Raw genomic sequence first — 17,496 nt, 5'->3', positions numbered from 1 at the left:
TTCAGAGCCGGCGTCGCGTATCGATGCGGACCAGGCGATTGCCCTCGAATTCCAGGAAATAGTACATGCCGTTGTACGGGCCGTAGACCCATTCCTCCAGCTTCAAGTCATACTGTCCCTGGCGTTCGACGCTGTAGCCGAGCAGGTCGCGCTCCCGCGGCGCGCCGCATTTCTGTTCGACTTCGAAGGCCCGGTCTCCCACGCTGACCAGCTGGCTGCCGCAGCGCAGGGTGTCGGCGTACGCGGGCAGGCAAAGGAAGGTAGGTAGCAGATAGAGCGATCGTAGCAACTTCTTCTGCGCCATCACTCGCTCCCCAGATGCAAGGGTACGCTGACCTTGTCATCGGCCGAGGACTCGCCGACGTTGACGTCCAGCTGGTAGATGCGCTGGTCGTCCAGGCCGCCGCGCTCGACCAGATAGCGTTTGATGTTGGCGGCACGCGCCTGGGCCAATTGTCGTAGCAGCAATGTGCTGTTGCTCCAGGAGTCGAGCACCGCCTGGCGCATCTGGCTGGCGCGCTGTTCCTGTTTCAGTTTCGCCCATTCCGTCGGCGGCTGCTGCTTCAGACGGCTGCGATAGATGCCCTCTAGCAGCGGCGCTTTCTCCTTGTCCGGCACTTCCAGTTGTTCGGCGCTGGCCGGCACGCTTTCGCCGCGGCGCTGCAGCATGCGGTAGTAGACGATACGGTATTCCCGCTCTAGGCGTTGCTCGGCGAGCAGCGGCCCGTCGCTGGGTTGGGAGCTCATGCCCTCGATCTCCAGGCGCAGCTGCGGGCGCTGCTTCAGGCCCTCGCCGAGGGTATCCAGATTGCGCTGCGCCTTGGGCTCGAGTTCGCTCGAGCCCGGCCGGAAATCGACCTGGCCGAGGTCGACATCGGGCGCGCTGCCCTGAACGAGACCGCCGATGAACTTGAAGGGGGCCTCTGCCGCCCGCAGTACCAGGTTGCGCAGGGTCTTCCAGACGATGGGCATGATGCTGAACTCGGGGTTGTTCAGGTCGCCCTGCACCGGCAGATCAATGGCGATCCGCCCCTGGGTATCCTTCAGCAGCGCCACCGCCAAACGTATCGGCAGATCCACCGCGCTCGGGCTGTCGACCCGCTCGCCGAGTTGCAACTGTTCGAGGACCACCTTGTTCTCCGCGTTCAGTCGACCGTTCTGGATGCGGTAGTGCAGATCCAGGTCGAGCCGGCCCTTGCGGATGCGATAGCCGGCGAACTTGCCGGAGTAGGGGGTCAGGGTGGTCAGTTCTACGCGCTGGAAGCGGGTGGCGATGTCCAGACGCTCAAGGGGATTGAAGGGGGTGAGGCCGCCCTCGATGGTGACCGGTGCGTAGCGATCGACCTTGCCCTTGATATCCACCGAGGCCGGTGCCGGTTGGCGGTTGTCCAGCGTGCCGATGTGGCCGTTGAGTTGCTGGATGGCCGTAGCGAAGTTCGGCCGCAGACTGAAGTCGGCGAAGTTGGCCGAACCGTCGCGGATGTCGACGGCGCCGATGTGGATGCCCAGCGGCTTGCCGCCGGTTTCCGGCTTTTCGTTCGGCGCTGCGGCCGGCTGCTGGGGCTTGGCGATCAGCAGCTCGCCGACGTTGGTGGTCAGGTCCTCGTTGATGATGAAGCGGGCGTACGGTTGGCTGAAGGTGACCTGGTCGATGCTCAGTTGCTCGCCGTGACGATAATTCAGGCCATCCAGGGTCAGTTGCTGCCATTTGACGAAGTCACGGCTCTTCAGGGTGTCCAGGGTATGCAGCTGCTTGACCACGGCTTTGCCGCCAACGCTGAGCGCCAGCGGCGAGCCGCCCTGCAGCTCGACCTGCAGGTCTCCATCGAGCTGGCCGCTGCGCAGCTCCAGGCGCATGAGTGGGCTGATGTAGGACTGCGCCAGGCGCAGATCCAGATCCCGGCTTTCGACCTGCAGCCGGGCGCTCAGCGGCGTCTGCTGGACCTGGCCGGCGATCTGTACCTGGCCCTGGCCGATGGCGCTGTTCAGCTTGAGCTGGAAGGGCGACTGGCCGCGGCTGTCGAAGTCCCGCAGATCGAGATCCAGGGGGCCGACCAGCAACTCCACGTCCTGCTCCGGTACCCGGTCGGTCAGATGCAGCCGGGTACCGCGCATCTGGGCATCTTGCAGCAAAACTTGCCAGGCCGGCTTCCGGGTGTCCGGCGTCGGGGACGCGGCATCGGCGGGGGCGGCGGTGCCCGGCTGTTCCGGCGTTTTCGCGCCGGTGGCGAAGAGCGCCTGCCAGTCCAGGGTGCCGTTGGGTTCGCGAGCCGCCCAGGCTTCCAGTCCCTGGCTGCGCAGTTGGCCGATCACCACCTGCTGCTTGGCCAGATCGAACGAGGTGTTGCCGATCTCCAGGCTCTGCAGACGGGCCAGGGGCCGGCCATCCGGCGCCTCGATGGCGAATGGCGAGAGGGTCACGGAGGCGTTGCGCAGGGTCAGCTGGGGCTTGTCCGCCAGGTCCAGCTGGTATTCGGTGCTCAGGCTGAGAGCTCCTTCCTTCAGCTCCAGCGGCAGGTTCTGCCGCACGTAGGGCCACAGCGACTGCAAGCCCAATCGGTCGATCCCGAGCCTGCCGCTGGAGGATAGCGGCATCAGGCTGAGCTGGCCGCTCCAGTCAATCCTCCCGCCTTGGGGATTGTTCGCCAGTAGGGTGAGCTCGGCGGACTCGCTGGGCAAGGTGCTGAGGTTGGCCAGCTCGAAGGAGATGGCGTCATAGCGCAGCTCGACCGACTGGCTCGGGCGCTGGTCCTGGAAGTGCAGGCGGCCCTGGTCCAGCCGGAGACGCTCCAGGCGCAGAGGAAAGGGCTTGCCCGCAGGCTTCTGCGGCTGCTCGGCGGCGGGTTTCGGGAGGTCGAGCAGCGCGAGCAGATTAAGCTTGCCCTGCGGGTCGAGGCGTACCTCCAGCTGCGGACGCTCGAGATGAAGATCGGCCAGATGCAGGGCGCCGGTCCACAGGCTGTCCCATTGCAGATTGCCGTGCAGGTGTTCGAAGGCCAACTGCTCGGCTCCGGCTTCGCCCAGTCGCAGCTGGTACAGGTCGAGCTTCAGGCTGAAGGGGTTGAACTCCAGTCGTTCCAGCCGGGCCGGGACGACGACATACTGCTCCAGCTGCTGGTTGATGACCCGCAACGCGAGCCCCGGGAGAATCAGGAAGCCGAGCAGGCTGTAGAGGCCGATCATGACCAGCAGGGTCGCAACCGTGCGTTTGAGTCCTTGGCGCATTGCAGAGGTATTCCGTGGTAATTCACAGGGGAGTATGACATGCACCTTTGCTTTCGAGAGCCAACCCGCACGCGTTTCGCCGAGGCTCGGCTCGTCTAAGGCCTCCCCGGCAATCCCATGCGCCGTCGGGCCCGATGCAGGGAGCCGTTGCGCACCGCCCAGCGTAGCAGCGGTGCCGTGCCTCCGACCCCGACACGGATCAAGCGGCGCTGCATCGGGTTCAGATGCAGCCCGAGCATCTGCGCTGCCCAGTCCGGCAGCAGGTCGATCCCGGCGCGCAGCATCAGCCAGGCGAAGGGCCTGGCCTGCAGGTTGGGGGCCGGGGCAGCGAGGATGAGGCCCACGACTTCCCGACAGTGATCGTCGCAGCACAGCTGCGGGCGCATCTGCTGCAGATAGTCCGCTACTTCGGTCCGCGAGCGGGGCACCGTGCGGGCGCCCAGGAGTTCGGCGATCAGGGCGATTTCCGCGTAATAGCGATCCTGCTCGGCGCCGGGGAGCCCGGGATTGCGATAACGCAGGTGCGCGTGCAGGAAGCTGCTGACCTCGGCCACGTGCACCCAGGTCAGCAGCTCGGGATCGCTGGCGGCATAGGGCCGGCCATCCGGGGCATGGCCGACGACCCGCTGATGGATGCGGCGCACCCGCGCGATCAGCCAGTCGGCGTCCGCCCGTGATCCGTAGGTGGTGCCGGCCACGAACTGGCCGGTGCGGCGCAGGCGGCCGAGCATGTCCTGGCGAAAGTTCGAATGGTCCCAGACTCCGGCCAGCGCCAGCGGATGCAAGGCCTGCAACAGCAGGCCGCTGATGCCGCCGATGAGCATGCTGGTGAAGTCGCCGTGCACCCGCCAGCAGGCCGAGTCGGGACCGAACAGGCCTGGATCGCCCTTGGGGCTCTCGAAATCGATCTGTCCAAGGGCCAGGCCGCTGATGCCGAGAACCTGGGCTTCGAGACTGCGGCGAAGGAATTTCATATCAGCTCCAGACTGCGGGTTGGCGCTGAGCGTATCGAAGCCCGAAGGCGGGCTATCGGTTCAATCGCTGGTCGATCAGCTCCTGCAGAACGCTTGGGTCGGAGAGGGTCGAGGTGTCGCCCAGGTTGTCCAGTTCGTTGCAGGCGATCTTGCGCAGGATGCGGCGCATGATCTTGCCCGAGCGGGTCTTGGGTAGACGCGGTGCCCATTGCAGGAACTCGGGCTTGGCGAAGCTGCCGATTTCCCGGCTGACCATGGCGATCAGTTCCTGCTTGAGCTGATCGCTGGGCTGGCAGCCGTTCACCAGGGTGACGAAGGCGTAGATGCATTGCCCCTTGACGTCGTGGGGACAGCCGACCACGGCCGCCTCGGCGACGCCGTCGTGCAGTACCAGGGAGCTTTCCACCTCGGCGGTGCCGATACGGTGGCCGGAGACGTTGATCACGTCGTCGATGCGGCCGGTGATCCAGTAGTAGCCGTCCTCGTCGCGCCGCGCGCCGTCACCGCTGAAGTAGTAGCCGGGGTAGGGTTTGAAGTAGGTGTCGATCAGCCGCTGGCGGTCGCCCCAGATGCTGCGGATCTGGCTCGGCCAGCTCGCCTTGATCGCCAGCACGCCGGCGCCGGGGCCGTCGATCTCCCGGCCCTTGTCGTCCAGCAGCGCCGGCTGTACGCCGAAGAACGGGCGGGTCGCCGAGCCCGGCTTGAGCCGGGTCGCCCCCGGCAGCGGCGTGATCATGATGGCGCCGGTTTCGGTCTGCCACCAGGTGTCGACGATCGGGCAGCGGCTCTCGCCGACCACCCGGAAGTACCACTCCCAGGCCTCCGGGTTGATCGGCTCGCCCACCGAGCCGAGCAGGTGCAGGCTGGCGCGGGAGGTCTTCTTCACCGGTGCCTCGCCCTCGCGCATCAGCGAGCGCAGCGCGGTGGGGGCTGTGTAGAAGATGTTCACCCGGTGCTTGTCCACCACCTGCCAGAACCGCGAAGCGTCCGGATAGTTCGGTACGCCCTCGAACATCAGGGATGTGGCGCCGTTGGCCAGGGGGCCGTAGACGATGTAACTGTGCCCGGTGACCCAGCCGATATCCGCGCTGCACCAGTAGATGTCGCCGTCGTGGTAGTCGAATACGTACTTGTGGGTTATCGCCGCTTGCAGCAGGTAGCCGCCGGTAGTATGCAGCACGCCCTTGGGTTTGCCGGTCGAGCCCGAGGTGTAGAGAACGAACAGCGGGTCCTCGGCGTCCACCGGCTCGGCCGGACAGTCGGCGCTGCAGGCGGGCACGGCCTCGTGGTACCAGAGATCGCGCCCCGGCTGCCAGTCGACTTCGCCGCCGGTGCGCCGTACCACGATCATGGTGGAGACGTTCGGGCAGCTGTTCAGGGCCAGGTCGGCGTTGTGCTTGAGCGGCGTGGCCTTGCCGCCGCGGATGCCACCGTCGACGGTGATCAGGGTATGGCAATCGGCATCGAGGATGCGGTCGCGCAGCGCTTCCGGGGAAAAGCCGGCGAACACCACCGAGTGGATGGCACCGATGCGGGCGCAGGCGAGCATGGCGAAGGCCGCTTCCGGGATCATCGGCAGGTAGATGCAGACCCGGTCGCCCTTGCCGACGCCTCGGCTCTTCAGCAGATTGGCCAGGCGGCAGACCTGGTCGTGCAGCTGGCGGTAGGTGATCTGCTTGGACTCGGCCGGATTGTCACCCTCCCAGATCAGCGCCACCTGATCGCCGCGCCGGGCGAGGTGGCGGTCGATGCAGTTGTGGGAGACGTTCAGCCGCCCCCCGGCGAACCAACTGGCCCGGCCCTGGCGCAGATCGCCCTCGTAGACGCTGCGCCAGGGCGCGAACCAGTCGAGAAAGGCCGCGGCCTGCTCGGCCCAGAAGCGCTCCGGCTCCTCGACGGACTGCCGATAAAGGCGCAGATAGGCGTCGTTGTCCAGCAGAGCGCGTTGACGTGCCGCTTCGCTGACGGGGAGGGGGCTGATCTCGAGCATGGCGGTTTCCTTCTTATTGTGTCCGCGATGCTCGTAAGGGTGGACCCGCTATGCGTCGGGTTCAAGTTTCCGGGGCGCCGGCATGGCGCCTCGTGCGGCGCAGGAGCCCTGCGCCGCAGGCTCGACTCAGCCGCGGTGGCGTCCGCGGAAGTAGTCGATGAGCCCCTGGGTAGAGGCGTCCTCGGCCGGATCTTCCTCGCCGTTGGTGAGGCGCTGGTAGACGGCCTTGCCGAGTTCCTTACCCAGTTCGACGCCCCATTGGTCGAAGGCGTTGATTCCCCAGATCACGCTCTGCACGAAGACCTTGTGCTCGTACAGGGCGACCAGGGCCCCCAGCCGGCGCGGACTGATGCGCTCCAGCACCAGAGTGTTGCTCGGCCGGTTGCCGGGGATCACCTTGTGCGGCGCCAGGCGCTGAACCTCGGATTCCGGCCAGCCCTTGGCGCGCAGCTCTTCTTCGGCCTCGGCGCGGGTCTTGCCGCACATGAGGGCCTGGCTCTGCGACAGGCAGTTGGCGTACAGCCACTGATGGTGGTCGGCGATCGGGTTGTGGCTGACCACCGGGACGATGAAGTCCGCCGGAATCAGCAGGGTGCCCTGGTGCAGCAACTGGTGGTAGGCGTGCTGGCCGTTGCAGCCGACGCCGCCCCAGATCACCGGGCCGGTGCTGCAGGATACCGGGGTGCCGTCCTGGCGCACGCTCTTGCCGTTGGACTCCATGTCCAGCTGCTGCAGGTGCTGGGTGATGTTCCGCAGGTAGTGGTCGTAGGGCAGGATGGCATGGCTCTGCGCGCCCCAGAAGTTGCCGTACCAGACGCCGAGCAGGGCCATCAGTACCGGCATGTTCTCCTCGAAGGGCGTGTTCTGGAAGTGCTGGTCCATGCTGTAGGCGCCGGACAGCAGCTCCTTGAAGTTCGACATGCCGATGGCCAGGGCGATCGGCAGGCCGATCGCCGACCACAGGGAGTAGCGGCCGCCTACCCAGTCCCACATCGGGAAGATGTTCTCCTTGCGGATGCCGAAGCTCACCGCGGCCTCGGTATTGCTGGTGACGGCGATGAAGTGGCGGTACAGCTCGCTTTCCGGGCAGCCTTGGGCGAGGCACCAGGTGCGCGCGGCCTGGGCGTTCTTCAGGGTCTCCAGGGTGCCGAAGGATTTCGAGGAGACGATGAACAGGGTGGTCTCGGCGCGCAGGCGGGTGGACAGGTCGTGGAACTCGCTGCCGTCGATATTGGCCAGGTAATGGCAGCGCACGCCGCGCTGGGCGAAGGGCAGCAGGGCCTCGGAAACCAGCTGCGGGCCGAGGAAGGAGCCGCCGATGCCGATGTTCACCACATCGGTGATCGGGTGTTCCGAATAGCCGCGCCAGAGGCCGTCGTGGATGCGCCCGGTCAGCTCGGTCATCTGGTTCAGGACCCGATGGACCAGCGGGATTAGGTTGACGCCGTCCACCACCAGGCGCTTGCCGACCGGCTGGCGCAGGGCGGTGTGCAGGGCCGGGCGGCCCTCCGAGGCGTTCAGCGCTTCGCCGTCGAACAGCGCGCGGATGGCCCGTTCGAGCCCGATCTCCCGCGCCAGGCGTACCAGAAGATCGCGGGTTTCGTTGGTGATCAGGTTCTTCGAGTAGTCGAGAAATAGACCGCAGCCGCTCAGGGAAAAGCGCTTGAAGCGTTCCGGGTCCGCTGCGAAGGCGTCGCGCATGCTGAAGGCCTGCATGGCCTCGCGGTGACGCTCAAGCGCCTGCCAGGAGGGCAGGGCGGTGACATCGAGTGGGTGCTTGTAGTACGGCATAAGGAGCTTCTTCCTTGTACTTGAGCGTTCTATAACAAAAAGCCCGGAGCGTTCCGGGCTTTTCGATTCGGGGCAAGGACGTGCAGGAACTACCTGTCAGGCGACCTGTACCGGGATGGCGTTGCTGGTATGGCTGAGCACGTTGCCGGGGGCCATATACAGGATATGCGGCTTGTGACTGGCCAGCTCCGCCTCGCTGTAATGGGCATAGGCGCAGATGATCAGGCGATCACCTTCCTTGGCCTTGTGCGCGGCGGCGCCGTTGACGGAGATCATCTTCGAGCCTTCCTCGGCGCGGATGGCGTAGGTGGTGAAGCGCTCGCCATTGTCCACGTTGTAAATCTGGATCTGCTCGTACTCGCGGATGCCTGCCAGATCCAGCCATTCTCCATCGATGGCGCAGGAGCCCTCGTAATCGAGCACCGAGTGGGTTACCTCGGCACGGTGCAATTTGGCCTTGAGCATGATGGCATGCATGGCTATTCCTCTTCAGGCTTCCACAAGCGGCGGGTGAGTTTGCCCCAACCTTGTTATGTGATCAAGAACACGGGGGTGTATGGTACGACTGCCCGGCGGCCCAGTACCAGAGCCCCCATGGTTTTATTGACCGGCGATTTCCACGGATAGATTGTCGATCAGTCGCGTATTGCCGATGAAGGCCGCGGCCAGCACGACCAGCTGGTGGTCCGCTGCCGTGGCGGGCCGCAGGCTGTTGGCTTCACGGATCTCCAGGTAGTCGGGACGGAAGCCGGCCCGCTCGAGGGCGGCGAGCCCGTCACGAATCAGACGGTCGAAATCCCGCTCGCCGGCCTGGATGGCGGCGGCCGCGTCGCACAGGGTCCGGTACAGGGCCGGAGCGATTGCGCGCTGCTCCTCGCTGAGGTAGCCGTTGCGCGAGGACAGGGCTAGCCCGTCGCCAGCGCGGACGGTCGGCTCGCCGAAGATCTGCACCGGCATGTTCAGGTCGCGCACCATGGTGCGGATGACCGCCAGCTGCTGGTAATCCTTCTCGCCGAAGATGGCGATGTCCGGCTGGGCGATGTTGAACAGCTTGGTCACCACGGTGGCCACGCCGTCGAAGTGCCCGGGGCGCCTGTCGCCGCACAGCCCTTCGGAAACGCCCGTGACGCTGACCTGGGTCTGGGACTGCAGGCCGCCCGGGTACATCTCCTCGACGCCGGGCACGAACAGCAGGTTGCAGCCGGCGCCGAACAGCTTCTCCTGATCGGCGGCCAGGGTGCGCGGGTAGTTGTCCAGATCTTCGTTCGGGCCGAACTGCAGGGGGTTGACGAAGATGCTGACAACCACGAAGTCGGCGCGCTGCCTGGCTTTTTCCACCAGGGCGATGTGTCCGGCATGCAGGTTGCCCATGGTCGGCACCAGGGCGATACGTTTGCCTTCGCCGCGGGCCCGGGCCACGGCGGCCCGCAGTTCGCGGATGGTCTTGACGGTGATCATGCGGAAAAACCGTGTTCGTCTGAGGGGAATTCGCGTTTCTTCACGGCGCTCACATAGGCGGCGAACGCCCCGTGGAGGCTGTCCTGGCCGGCCATGAAGTTCTTCACGAACTTCGGCATCCGGCCGCTGAGGGAGAGGCCGAGCATGTCGTGCATGACCAGCACCTGGCCGTCGGTGCCGCTACCGGCGCCGATGCCGATGACCGGGACCTGCGCCGCCAGACTGATCTCCGAGGCCAGTTCGCTGGGGACGCACTCCAGCAGCAGCATCGCTGCGCCGGCCCGCTCCAGCGCCTCGGCGTCGTCGCGCAGCCGCTGGGCCTGGGCTTCGCCGCGGCCCTGCACCTTGTAGCCGCCGAACAGGTTCACCGATTGCGGGGTCAGGCCCAGATGCACGCAGGCTGGAATGCCGTTGTCGGCCAGGCGGCTGACGGTCTCTGCGAGCCAGGCGCCTCCCTCCAGTTTGACCATGTGTGCGCCGGCGCGCATCAGCGCGGCGCAGTTCTCCAGCGCCTGGGGCAGGGTGGCATAGGCCATGAACGGCAGGTCGGTGAGAATCATCGCGCCCTGGTTGCCCCGCTTGACGCAGGCGGTGTGGTAGGCCATGTCGGCCACGCTTACCGGTAGGGTGCTGTCGTGGCCCTGCAAGACCATGCCGAGCGAGTCGCCCACCAGCAGTACCTCGACACCGGCCCGGGAGGCCGTATGGGCAAAGGTGGCGTCGTAGCAGGTCAGCATGGTGATCTTCTCACCCTTCTGCTTGAGGCCTTGCAGGGTGGTCCGGGTTACTTCGGGCATCTTGTATTTGTCCTCATCGGTACCGGTCGTGCACCGGTACGGGGCAATGGGAGGCTTATAGTCCGGATGGGGGGGGCGGAAGTCAATTACGGGCTTTGCCGACCCGCCTAGCCCGCACAGTCCGTCTCGCGGCGGCGCAACCCCTCGAACGGGCAGGCGGCGAGCAGTTCGTCGAGCGCGCGGCCGTCCGGCAGGCACAGGTTCGGGGCGATCTCCGCCAGCGGGTAGAGCACGAAGGGGCGGGCTTGCATGTGGTAGTGCGGCACGGTCAGGCGCGGCTCGTCGAGTTGACGATCACCGAACAGCAGGATGTCCAGATCCAGGGTGCGCGGGCCCCAGCGCTCGGCCTTGCGCACGCGGCCCTGATCGAGCTCGATCGTCTGCAGGGCATCAAGCAGCTCGAGCGGCTCCAGCTCGCTGTCCAGGGCGGCGACGGCATTGACGTAGGGCGGCTGGTCGGCAGGCCCCAACGGCTCGCTGTCGTAGAAGGAGGAAACCGCGGCCAGATGCGTGCGCGGCAGCGCCCGCAGGGCAGCGAGGGCCGCGCACAGCTGTTCGTGCGGTTCGGCCAGATTGCTGCCGAGGCCGATGTAGATACGTTCCATGCTCAATCTCCGTAGGTGTTCGGAGCACTTTCCTTGTGTGGTCCACGGCGCTTGCGGGAGCCGCTGCGCCGGCGCTTGCGCGGTGCGCCGCCCTCTTCCTTGTTGCTGAGGGCGCGGATCATGCTGCGTCTTTCGCTGTCGCTGGCCTCCTGATAGTCGGTCCACCAGTCGCCGAGGCCGCCGGTCTGTTCACCGGCCTCTTCGCGCAGCAGGAGAAAATCGTAACCGGCGCGGAAGCGAGGATACTCCAAAAGCAGATCGGCGCGCTTGCCCTGGCGTCGCGGCAGGCGCTCCTGCATGTCCCAGATCTCGCGGATCGGGATGGTGAAACGCTTGGGAACGGCGGTGCGGCGGCATTGTTCGCTGATGACCAAGTGTGCGGCTTCCTGCATCGCCGGGATCGGCGGCATGCCTCGCTCCTGCAGGGCCAGGGCGCGGGCGGGCAGCGCAGGCCAGAGCAGTGCGGCGAAGAGGAAGGCGGGGGTCACCGGCTTGCCTTCCTCGATGCGCGCATCGGTGTTGGCCAGGGCCTGGCGAATCAATCTGCCCGTATAGCCCGGATCGCGCTCGAGGGCCTCGGCACTGGCCGGGAACAGGGGGGCGAACAGGTCGTAGTCGAGGAGCAGCTCGAAGGTGCGCTCACCATGGCCGGAAAGGAACAGCTTGAGCACTTCGTCGAACAGCCGTGCCGAGGGAATGTCCCGCAGCAGCGGCGCCAGCTGACGGATCGGTGCGGCGCTGTGGTGCTCGATGTCGAAGTCGAGCTTGGCGGCGAAGCGCACGGCGCGGAGCATGCGGACCGGATCTTCCTGGTAGCGTTGACGGGGATCTCCGATCAGACGGACCAGACGGTTGTGTATGTCGGGAACGCCGTGGGCGTAATCGAGGATGCGCTCGCTGCTCGGATCGTAGTACAGCGCATTGATGGTGAAGTCGCGCCGCTGGGCGTCCTCCTCCAAGGTGCCGTAGACGTTGTCGCGCAGGATGCGCCCGCTTTCATGGCGCGAGGACTGGCTGCTCTCTTCTTCGTCCTCGCCCTCGGGGTGATGGGCACGGAAGGTGGCAACCTCGATGATTTCCCGGCCGAAGTGCACATGGACCAGCTTGAATCGGCGACCGATGACCCGGGCGTTGCGGAACTCGGCCCGCACCTGCTCGGGGGTGGCATTGGTGGCGACGTCGAAATCCTTCGGCTCATGGTCGAGCAGCAAATCCCGCACGCAACCACCGACCACGTAGGCCTGATAGCCGGCGCCCTGCAGACGCTCGACTACACTGACCGCATGGCGGCTGATCTGTTGGCGACGCAGCGAATGCTGCTGGTTATTCAGCACCTTGGGCGTACTACGCGGTTTGGGGCGGCTCAGGGGCAGGCGGAAAGACTTGAAGAGCTTCTTCAGCATTGGGGTGCACTGTTTGACGGGATGGTCGGCCAGTAGCGAGCTTTTGACCGCAGGATGATTGCAGATTCTAGCATCGGCCGCAGGATGGTGTACGAAGAGGGGAGGGCTGTCAAAGGCACGAAAGGGAGCCGAAGCTCCCTTTCAAGTCGTTGTCACTGGCCCGGGCCTGTCGTTCTTGTTGTCCGACCCGTTCCGGCAAGCCTGAGAGGCTGCCGGGCGGCTCCCCAGTCGGGGAGCCAATAGCGAACAGATTTCTTTGGTTGCCGATACCGCCACCATCATTCGATCCAACCAGTTCAGGTGCTGCCTCGAGGCAGTTTTATTGTTCTCGGTCTGGTTGCGGGCAAGGCCCGACGGGCGGGAATCCACTCCAAAAAGATCGGTTTGCTGCGCCTCCGCATCGTTGTTTTTATAGGGCTGGAGTCGTTACGTGTTGTTTTTATTGCGTTGCTTCTGGCTTGTTGTTGTCGTTGTTCGAATAATATGGCAGTTACCGTGCCATTTTCAAAAATTCATTTTGAATCAATACGTTGGCTATCAGGTGCGTCGGATTCAGGATAGAGAATTCGGCTCGCCGTTACCGGATGGCCCGCTTTCTGTTACCTCGGGTCGGTAGGGTAACAAATCGCCGCTGCCCGTCAGTGATCGGTAGCGGTCGAGGCACCCGAGGGTTTGCGCCGTGGAATGCCCAGCCGCTGGCGACGCTCCCACAGGCATTTGCGACTGATGCCGAGCTTTCGCGCCAGCTCCGTCTCGGTCATGTGATCCTGATGTTCGAGAACGAAATGCTGGAAATAGTCCTCCAGCGACAGGTCCTCGGTTGGCTCATTGGCGCCGCTGCCCTGGTTGAGAGGGGCGTATTCCTCCTCCTCCAGGTTCTCCAGTTCGATGTCGATACCCAGCAGGTCGGCCGAAATCACCGAGCCGTCGCAAAGGATCACCGCTCGCTCGATGGCATTCTCCAGTTCGCGGACGTTGCCCGGCCAGGTGTACTGGCTGATGGTCTTTTCCGCGTCCGGAGCGAATCGCAGCTCGCCACGCTCCATGCGCTTGGCCTGGCGTTGCAGGAAGGCCTTGGCGATTTCCAGGACATCCCCGCCACGCTCGCGCAGCGGCGGCAATTTCAGGGCGATCACGTTGAGGCGGTAGAACAGGTCCTCACGGAACTGGCCGGTCTTGGCCAGCGACTTGAGGTCGCGGTGAGTGGCGGCGATCAGGCGCACGTCGACCTTCTGCGACTGGACCGACCCGACGCGACGGATCTCGCCTTCCTGCAGCACGCGTAGCAGCCGGGCCTGGGCCTCCAGTGGCAATTCGCCGATCTCGTCGAGGAACAGGGTGCCGCCATCGGCGGCTTCCACCAGCCCGGTGCGCCCGGCCGTGGCGCCAGTGAAGGCTCCCTTCTCGTGGCCGAAGAGTTCGGATTCGATCAGCGTCTCCGGAATCGCTGCGCAGTTCACCGAAATCAGCGGGGCCTTGGCGCGTCGCGACAGGTTGTGCAGGGCACGGGCGACCAGCTCCTTGCCGGTACCGGATTCGCCCTGGATCAGCACCGTGGAGTCGGTCGGGGCGACCTTGCGGATCTTGCCGAACAGATCCTGCATGGCCGAGCAGGAGCCGATGATGCCGATATCGCTCTGGGCCTCGCCGGACTGGCTGGTTGCTGCGGTCCCTTGGGACGCGGCGGGAGTCTGCGGGGCGTTCTGCCGCTCGCGGAGGATGCGTGTCACGGCCTGCAGCATCTCGTCGTGGTCGAACGGCTTGGCGATGTAGTCCATCGCGCCCATCTTCATCGAGTCCACCGCCGAGCGCAGGCTGGCGTAGCTGGTCATGATCAGCACCGGGGTGCCTTCGGCCAGTCGGATCAGCTCGGTGCCGGGGGCGCCGGGCAGGCGCAGGTCGCTGATGATCAGATCGAAACTGGGGATGCTGTAGCGCTCCTGGGCTTCCTGCACCGAGCCGGCTTCGCTGACCTCGTACTGATTGCGTTCCAGCAGACGGCGCAGGGCGGAGCGGATGATGGTTTCGTCTTCGACGATCAGGATGTGTGGCATCGGGTGAATTCTCTCGACGGTCTCATGACGCTGGCGTCGCATCGACGTGCCGCGGCAGGGTGATCCGGAAGCGGGTGCCGCGCTGCTGCTCAGGGTCAGCCGGGCTCTCGATGGTGATGCGTCCATAATGCTCTTCCACGATCGAATAGACCAGTGCAAGGCCTAGCCCGGTGCCCTTTCCCGGGTCCTTGGTGGTGAAGAAGGGCTCGAACAGACGGTCGATGATGGCCTTCGGGATGCCGGTGCCTTCGTCTTCGACGATCAGGTCGATGCTGTGCTCGGTCGCCTCGCTGCGGATGTGGATCGCGCTGCCGGGGAGGGAGGCGTCGCGGGCGTTGGACAGCAGGTTGATCAGCACCTGGGCGAGTCGCTGGGGGTCGCCCTCCACGCAGTGCGCGGGGTCGCACAGGTTGAAGAACTGCACCTCGACCCCGTTGCGGTTGAGGGACAGCAGGGAAATGGCCTCCCGGGCGATGTCCGCCAGGCAGACCGACTCGTTGTCCTGCTTGTGGCTGCCGGCGTGGGCGAAGCTCATCAGCGAGCGGACGATGCGGGTCACCCGCTTGGTCTGATCGATGATCTGGTTGCTGATCTCGTTCAGCTCGACATCGTCCTCGTGCTCCTCGCGCAGGTTCTGCGCCAGGCAGGCGATGCCGGTGATCGGGTTGCCGATCTCGTGGGCCACGCCGGCGGCCAGACGGCCGATGCTGGCAAGGCGCTCGGAATGTACCAGCTTGTGCTCCAGCCGCTGGATCTCGGTGAGGTCCTCGACCAGCAGGACCAGGCCGCTGTTGCCCGGCGCCAGGGGTTCGTCGATGGCCGCCTTGTGCAGGTTCAGCCAGCGCATCTGGCCGTCCAGCGACAGCTTCTGCTTGTGCAGGTGGCCGTCCGGACACTCGATGAAGTCCTCCAGGAGAGCCTTCCACGGCTCGTCGAGGGTCGACAGGCTGGAACCGACCACGCGTTCGGACGGAATGCCGGTGAGTTCCTCCATCGCCCGGTTCCACATGAGGATCTCGCGGTCCTTGGCCAGCGAGCAGACTCCCATCGGCAGATCCTGCAGGGTCTGCCGATGGTAGCGACGCAGGGCATCGAGCTCCGCGGCCAGACCGGTCAGCCGCGAGCGGTAGTCCTCGAGGCGGCTCTCGATGAAGTGGATGTCCTCGGTGACGTAGCCTTCGCTGGCGCTCTTGTAGGGCAGGAAGGTCTCGACGATGTCTTGGGCCACGCTCGGCCCCATCAGGCCGGAAAGGTTGGCCTCGATGCGGTCGCGCAGGCGGCGCAGGGCGAAGGGGCGGCTTTCGTCGAAGGGCAGGTGCAGGTCGCGCAGGGCCTGCCGCACCTCGCGCTGGGCGATCTTCGCGCCGAGCGGCTTGCTCAGCTGGGTGGCGAACTCCTGGGCCGAGGTCGCCAGCAGTTCACGGCGCTGGGCCCGGCGCACGTTGTCCACGGCGCAGGCCTCGCCCGCACTGCGTTCCTCCGGGCTCTGCTCGCTGAACAGGGAGACCAGCGACAGCACCAGCACGTTGGTGGCCAGCGAGGCGATCGCCCCGATGTGCCAGCTGTCGGCGTTAGGGACGACGACGGTGTCGAGCAGCGGCAGGTACAGTCCGTCGGGCCCGCCCAGCAGCGGCAGCATCATGCTGACCAGCCAGACGGCCATGCCGGCGAGCAGGCCAGCGATGAAGCCGCGTCGGTTGGCTGTCTGCCAGTAGAGGATCGACAGCACGCCAGGGAAGAACTGCAGGGTAGCGACGAAGGAGGTGATGCCGAGATTGGACAGGTTCTGTTGCGATCCCAGCAGCCGGTAGAAGGCGTAGCCGGCGCCGATGATGGTGATGATCAGTACCCGGCGGGTCCACTTCAGCCAGCTGTAGATGTTGCCCTCGGCTGGCGGCTGATAGAGGGGCAGGACCAGATGGTTGAGGGTCATGCCCGACAAGGCCAGGGTCAGCACGATGATCAGCCCGCTAGAGGCCGACATGCCGCCGATATAGGCCAGCAGGGCCAGCAGCTTGTTGTCCAGCGCCTGGCCCAGGCCCAGGATGAAGTACTCCGGCGTGGTGCTCGCGCCCAGCTTGATTCCCGACCAGAGGATCAGCGGCACGGCCAGGCTCATCAGCAGGAGGAACAGCGGCACGCCCCAGCTGGCGCTGTTCAGACCGCGCGGATTGAGGTTTTCGGTAAAGGCCATGTGATACATGTGCGGCATGACGATGGCCGAGGCGAAGAACACCAGCAGCAGCGTGCGCCAGGGCCCCTCCTGCAGCGGGGATTGCATGGGGGTGAGAGCGGCTTCGTTCTGCTGCAGCCACAGCTCCAGGCCGTGAGGGCCGCCGAAGACGTGATACAGGGCGTAGATGCCGATGCTGGCGACGATCCCCAGCTTGACCAGCGACTCGAAGGCGATGGCGCAGACCAGCCCTTCGTGCTTCTCGCGGGTGGCGATGTGCCTGGAGCCGAAGAGGATAGTGAAGAGGATAGTCAGGGCGCAGAAGATCAGGGCCACCTGCTCCTTCACCGGCTCGTGGGTGAGGATGCCCACCGAGTCGGCGACCGCTTGGAACTGCAGGGCCTGCAGCGGCAGCACCGCGATCAGCATGAGCAGCGTGGTCAGTGCGCCGGCCCAGGTGCTGCGGAAGCGGAAGGCGAACAGGTCGGCCAGGGAGGACAGCTGGTAGGTGCGGGTGATGCGCAGGATCGGGTAGAGCAGCACCGGCGCCAGCATGAATGCCCCGGAAACCCCCAGGTAGCAGGCCAGGAATCCGTAGCCGTACTGATGGGCCATGCCGATGGCGCCATAGAAGGTCCAGGCGCTGGCGAACACGCCGAGAGACAGCGTGTAGACCAGCGGATGCCGGGTGATCCGATGTGGAATCAGGCCCCGCTCGCTGAGCCAGGCGACGCCGAACAGCGTCAGCAGGTAGGCCACGCTGATCAGCAACAGTTCGCTCAGACTAAAGCTCATCGGCATCGGGCTGACTCTGCAGAATGAAGGTGGCCACGATGAGGATGAGCCACAGCAAATAGGGGCGGTACCAGGCCCCTTGGGGGTCGATCCACCAGTCCATGATGGCCGGGGAAAACAGGTAGATCCCCACTACCAGAAGCAGGACCAGCCGATAGATGTACATGGCATCTCTCTCGTGGGACATGCGGTGTGGCCGGGGATGGTAACGGAATGGCCGGTCGGCCGGCC

General features: G+C 65.4%; 13 protein-coding genes. All 13 read right to left on the bottom strand.

What is annotated here, in order from left to right:
* Position 1 precedes the first annotated feature (1 nt).
* The gene (locus tag ACFOJE_RS14395; protein ID WP_377815115.1) at positions 2-304 is read right to left on the bottom strand and encodes a DUF2845 domain-containing protein; all 303 of its coding nucleotides are present in this window, start codon (positions 302-304) and stop codon (positions 2-4) included.
* Positions 304-3,225 carry a DUF748 domain-containing protein gene (locus tag ACFOJE_RS14390; protein WP_377815113.1) on the bottom strand — a complete coding sequence of 974 codons (2,922 nt, stop codon included), beginning with the start codon at positions 3,223-3,225 and terminating at the stop codon, positions 304-306. Before ACFOJE_RS14390 ends, ACFOJE_RS14395 begins: the two co-directional genes overlap by 1 nt.
* Before the next feature lie 95 nt (positions 3,226-3,320).
* Positions 3,321-4,199, bottom strand: a complete 879-nt coding sequence (locus tag ACFOJE_RS14385) for an oxygenase MpaB family protein (protein ID WP_377815112.1) — start codon at positions 4,197-4,199, stop codon at positions 3,321-3,323.
* A 52-nt stretch (positions 4,200-4,251) separates the two neighbouring features.
* The gene (gene acs, locus ACFOJE_RS14380) at positions 4,252-6,189 is read right to left on the bottom strand and encodes an acetate--CoA ligase (RefSeq protein WP_377815110.1); all 1,938 of its coding nucleotides are present in this window, start codon (positions 6,187-6,189) and stop codon (positions 4,252-4,254) included.
* A gap of 126 nt (positions 6,190-6,315) precedes the next feature.
* Positions 6,316-7,980 (bottom strand): glucose-6-phosphate isomerase, encoded by a 1,665-nt coding sequence (gene pgi, locus ACFOJE_RS14375; RefSeq protein WP_377815108.1) that lies wholly within the window; start codon positions 7,978-7,980, stop codon positions 6,316-6,318.
* A 96-nt stretch (positions 7,981-8,076) separates the two neighbouring features.
* Entirely contained in the window at positions 8,077-8,457 is a 381-nt protein-coding gene (gene panD, locus ACFOJE_RS14370; RefSeq protein WP_377815106.1) for an aspartate 1-decarboxylase, read from the bottom strand.
* Positions 8,458-8,580: 123 nt separating this feature from the next.
* A complete protein-coding gene (panC, locus tag ACFOJE_RS14365) occupies positions 8,581-9,438 on the bottom strand; it encodes a pantoate--beta-alanine ligase (protein WP_377815104.1) in 858 nt (285 codons plus the stop codon).
* Complete coding sequence (panB, locus tag ACFOJE_RS14360; RefSeq protein WP_377815102.1) at positions 9,435-10,235, bottom strand: 3-methyl-2-oxobutanoate hydroxymethyltransferase; 801 nt, start codon at positions 10,233-10,235, stop codon at positions 9,435-9,437. The genes panC and panB overlap by 4 nt, the downstream gene beginning before the upstream one ends.
* Positions 10,236-10,342: 107 nt before the next feature.
* The gene (folK, locus tag ACFOJE_RS14355) at positions 10,343-10,840 is read right to left on the bottom strand and encodes a 2-amino-4-hydroxy-6-hydroxymethyldihydropteridine diphosphokinase (RefSeq protein ID WP_377815100.1); all 498 of its coding nucleotides are present in this window, start codon (positions 10,838-10,840) and stop codon (positions 10,343-10,345) included.
* A 2-nt stretch (positions 10,841-10,842) separates the two neighbouring features.
* Positions 10,843-12,243, bottom strand: a complete 1,401-nt coding sequence (locus tag ACFOJE_RS14350; RefSeq protein ID WP_377815098.1) for a polynucleotide adenylyltransferase PcnB — start codon at positions 12,241-12,243, stop codon at positions 10,843-10,845.
* Between the two features lie 638 nt (positions 12,244-12,881).
* Positions 12,882-14,297, bottom strand: coding sequence for a sigma-54-dependent transcriptional regulator (locus tag ACFOJE_RS14345; RefSeq protein WP_377815096.1), 1,416 nt, complete (start codon positions 14,295-14,297; stop codon positions 12,882-12,884).
* Positions 14,298-14,319: 22 nt separating this feature from the next.
* Complete coding sequence (locus tag ACFOJE_RS14340) at positions 14,320-17,271, bottom strand: sensor histidine kinase (protein WP_377815094.1); 2,952 nt, start codon at positions 17,269-17,271, stop codon at positions 14,320-14,322.
* On the bottom strand, positions 17,255-17,431 hold the full coding sequence (locus ACFOJE_RS14335) for a hypothetical protein (RefSeq protein WP_377815093.1): 177 nt from the start codon (positions 17,429-17,431) through the stop codon (positions 17,255-17,257). The genes ACFOJE_RS14340 and ACFOJE_RS14335 overlap by 17 nt, the downstream gene beginning before the upstream one ends.
* Between the last annotated feature and the right edge of the window lie 65 nt (positions 17,432-17,496).

It is taken from the genome of Azotobacter bryophylli, from assembly GCF_042643485.1.
In the GTDB taxonomy this organism is placed as follows: Bacteria; Pseudomonadota; Gammaproteobacteria; order Pseudomonadales; family Pseudomonadaceae; genus Azotobacter; species Azotobacter bryophylli.
This window is presented reverse-complemented; position numbering and strand designations above follow the sequence as displayed.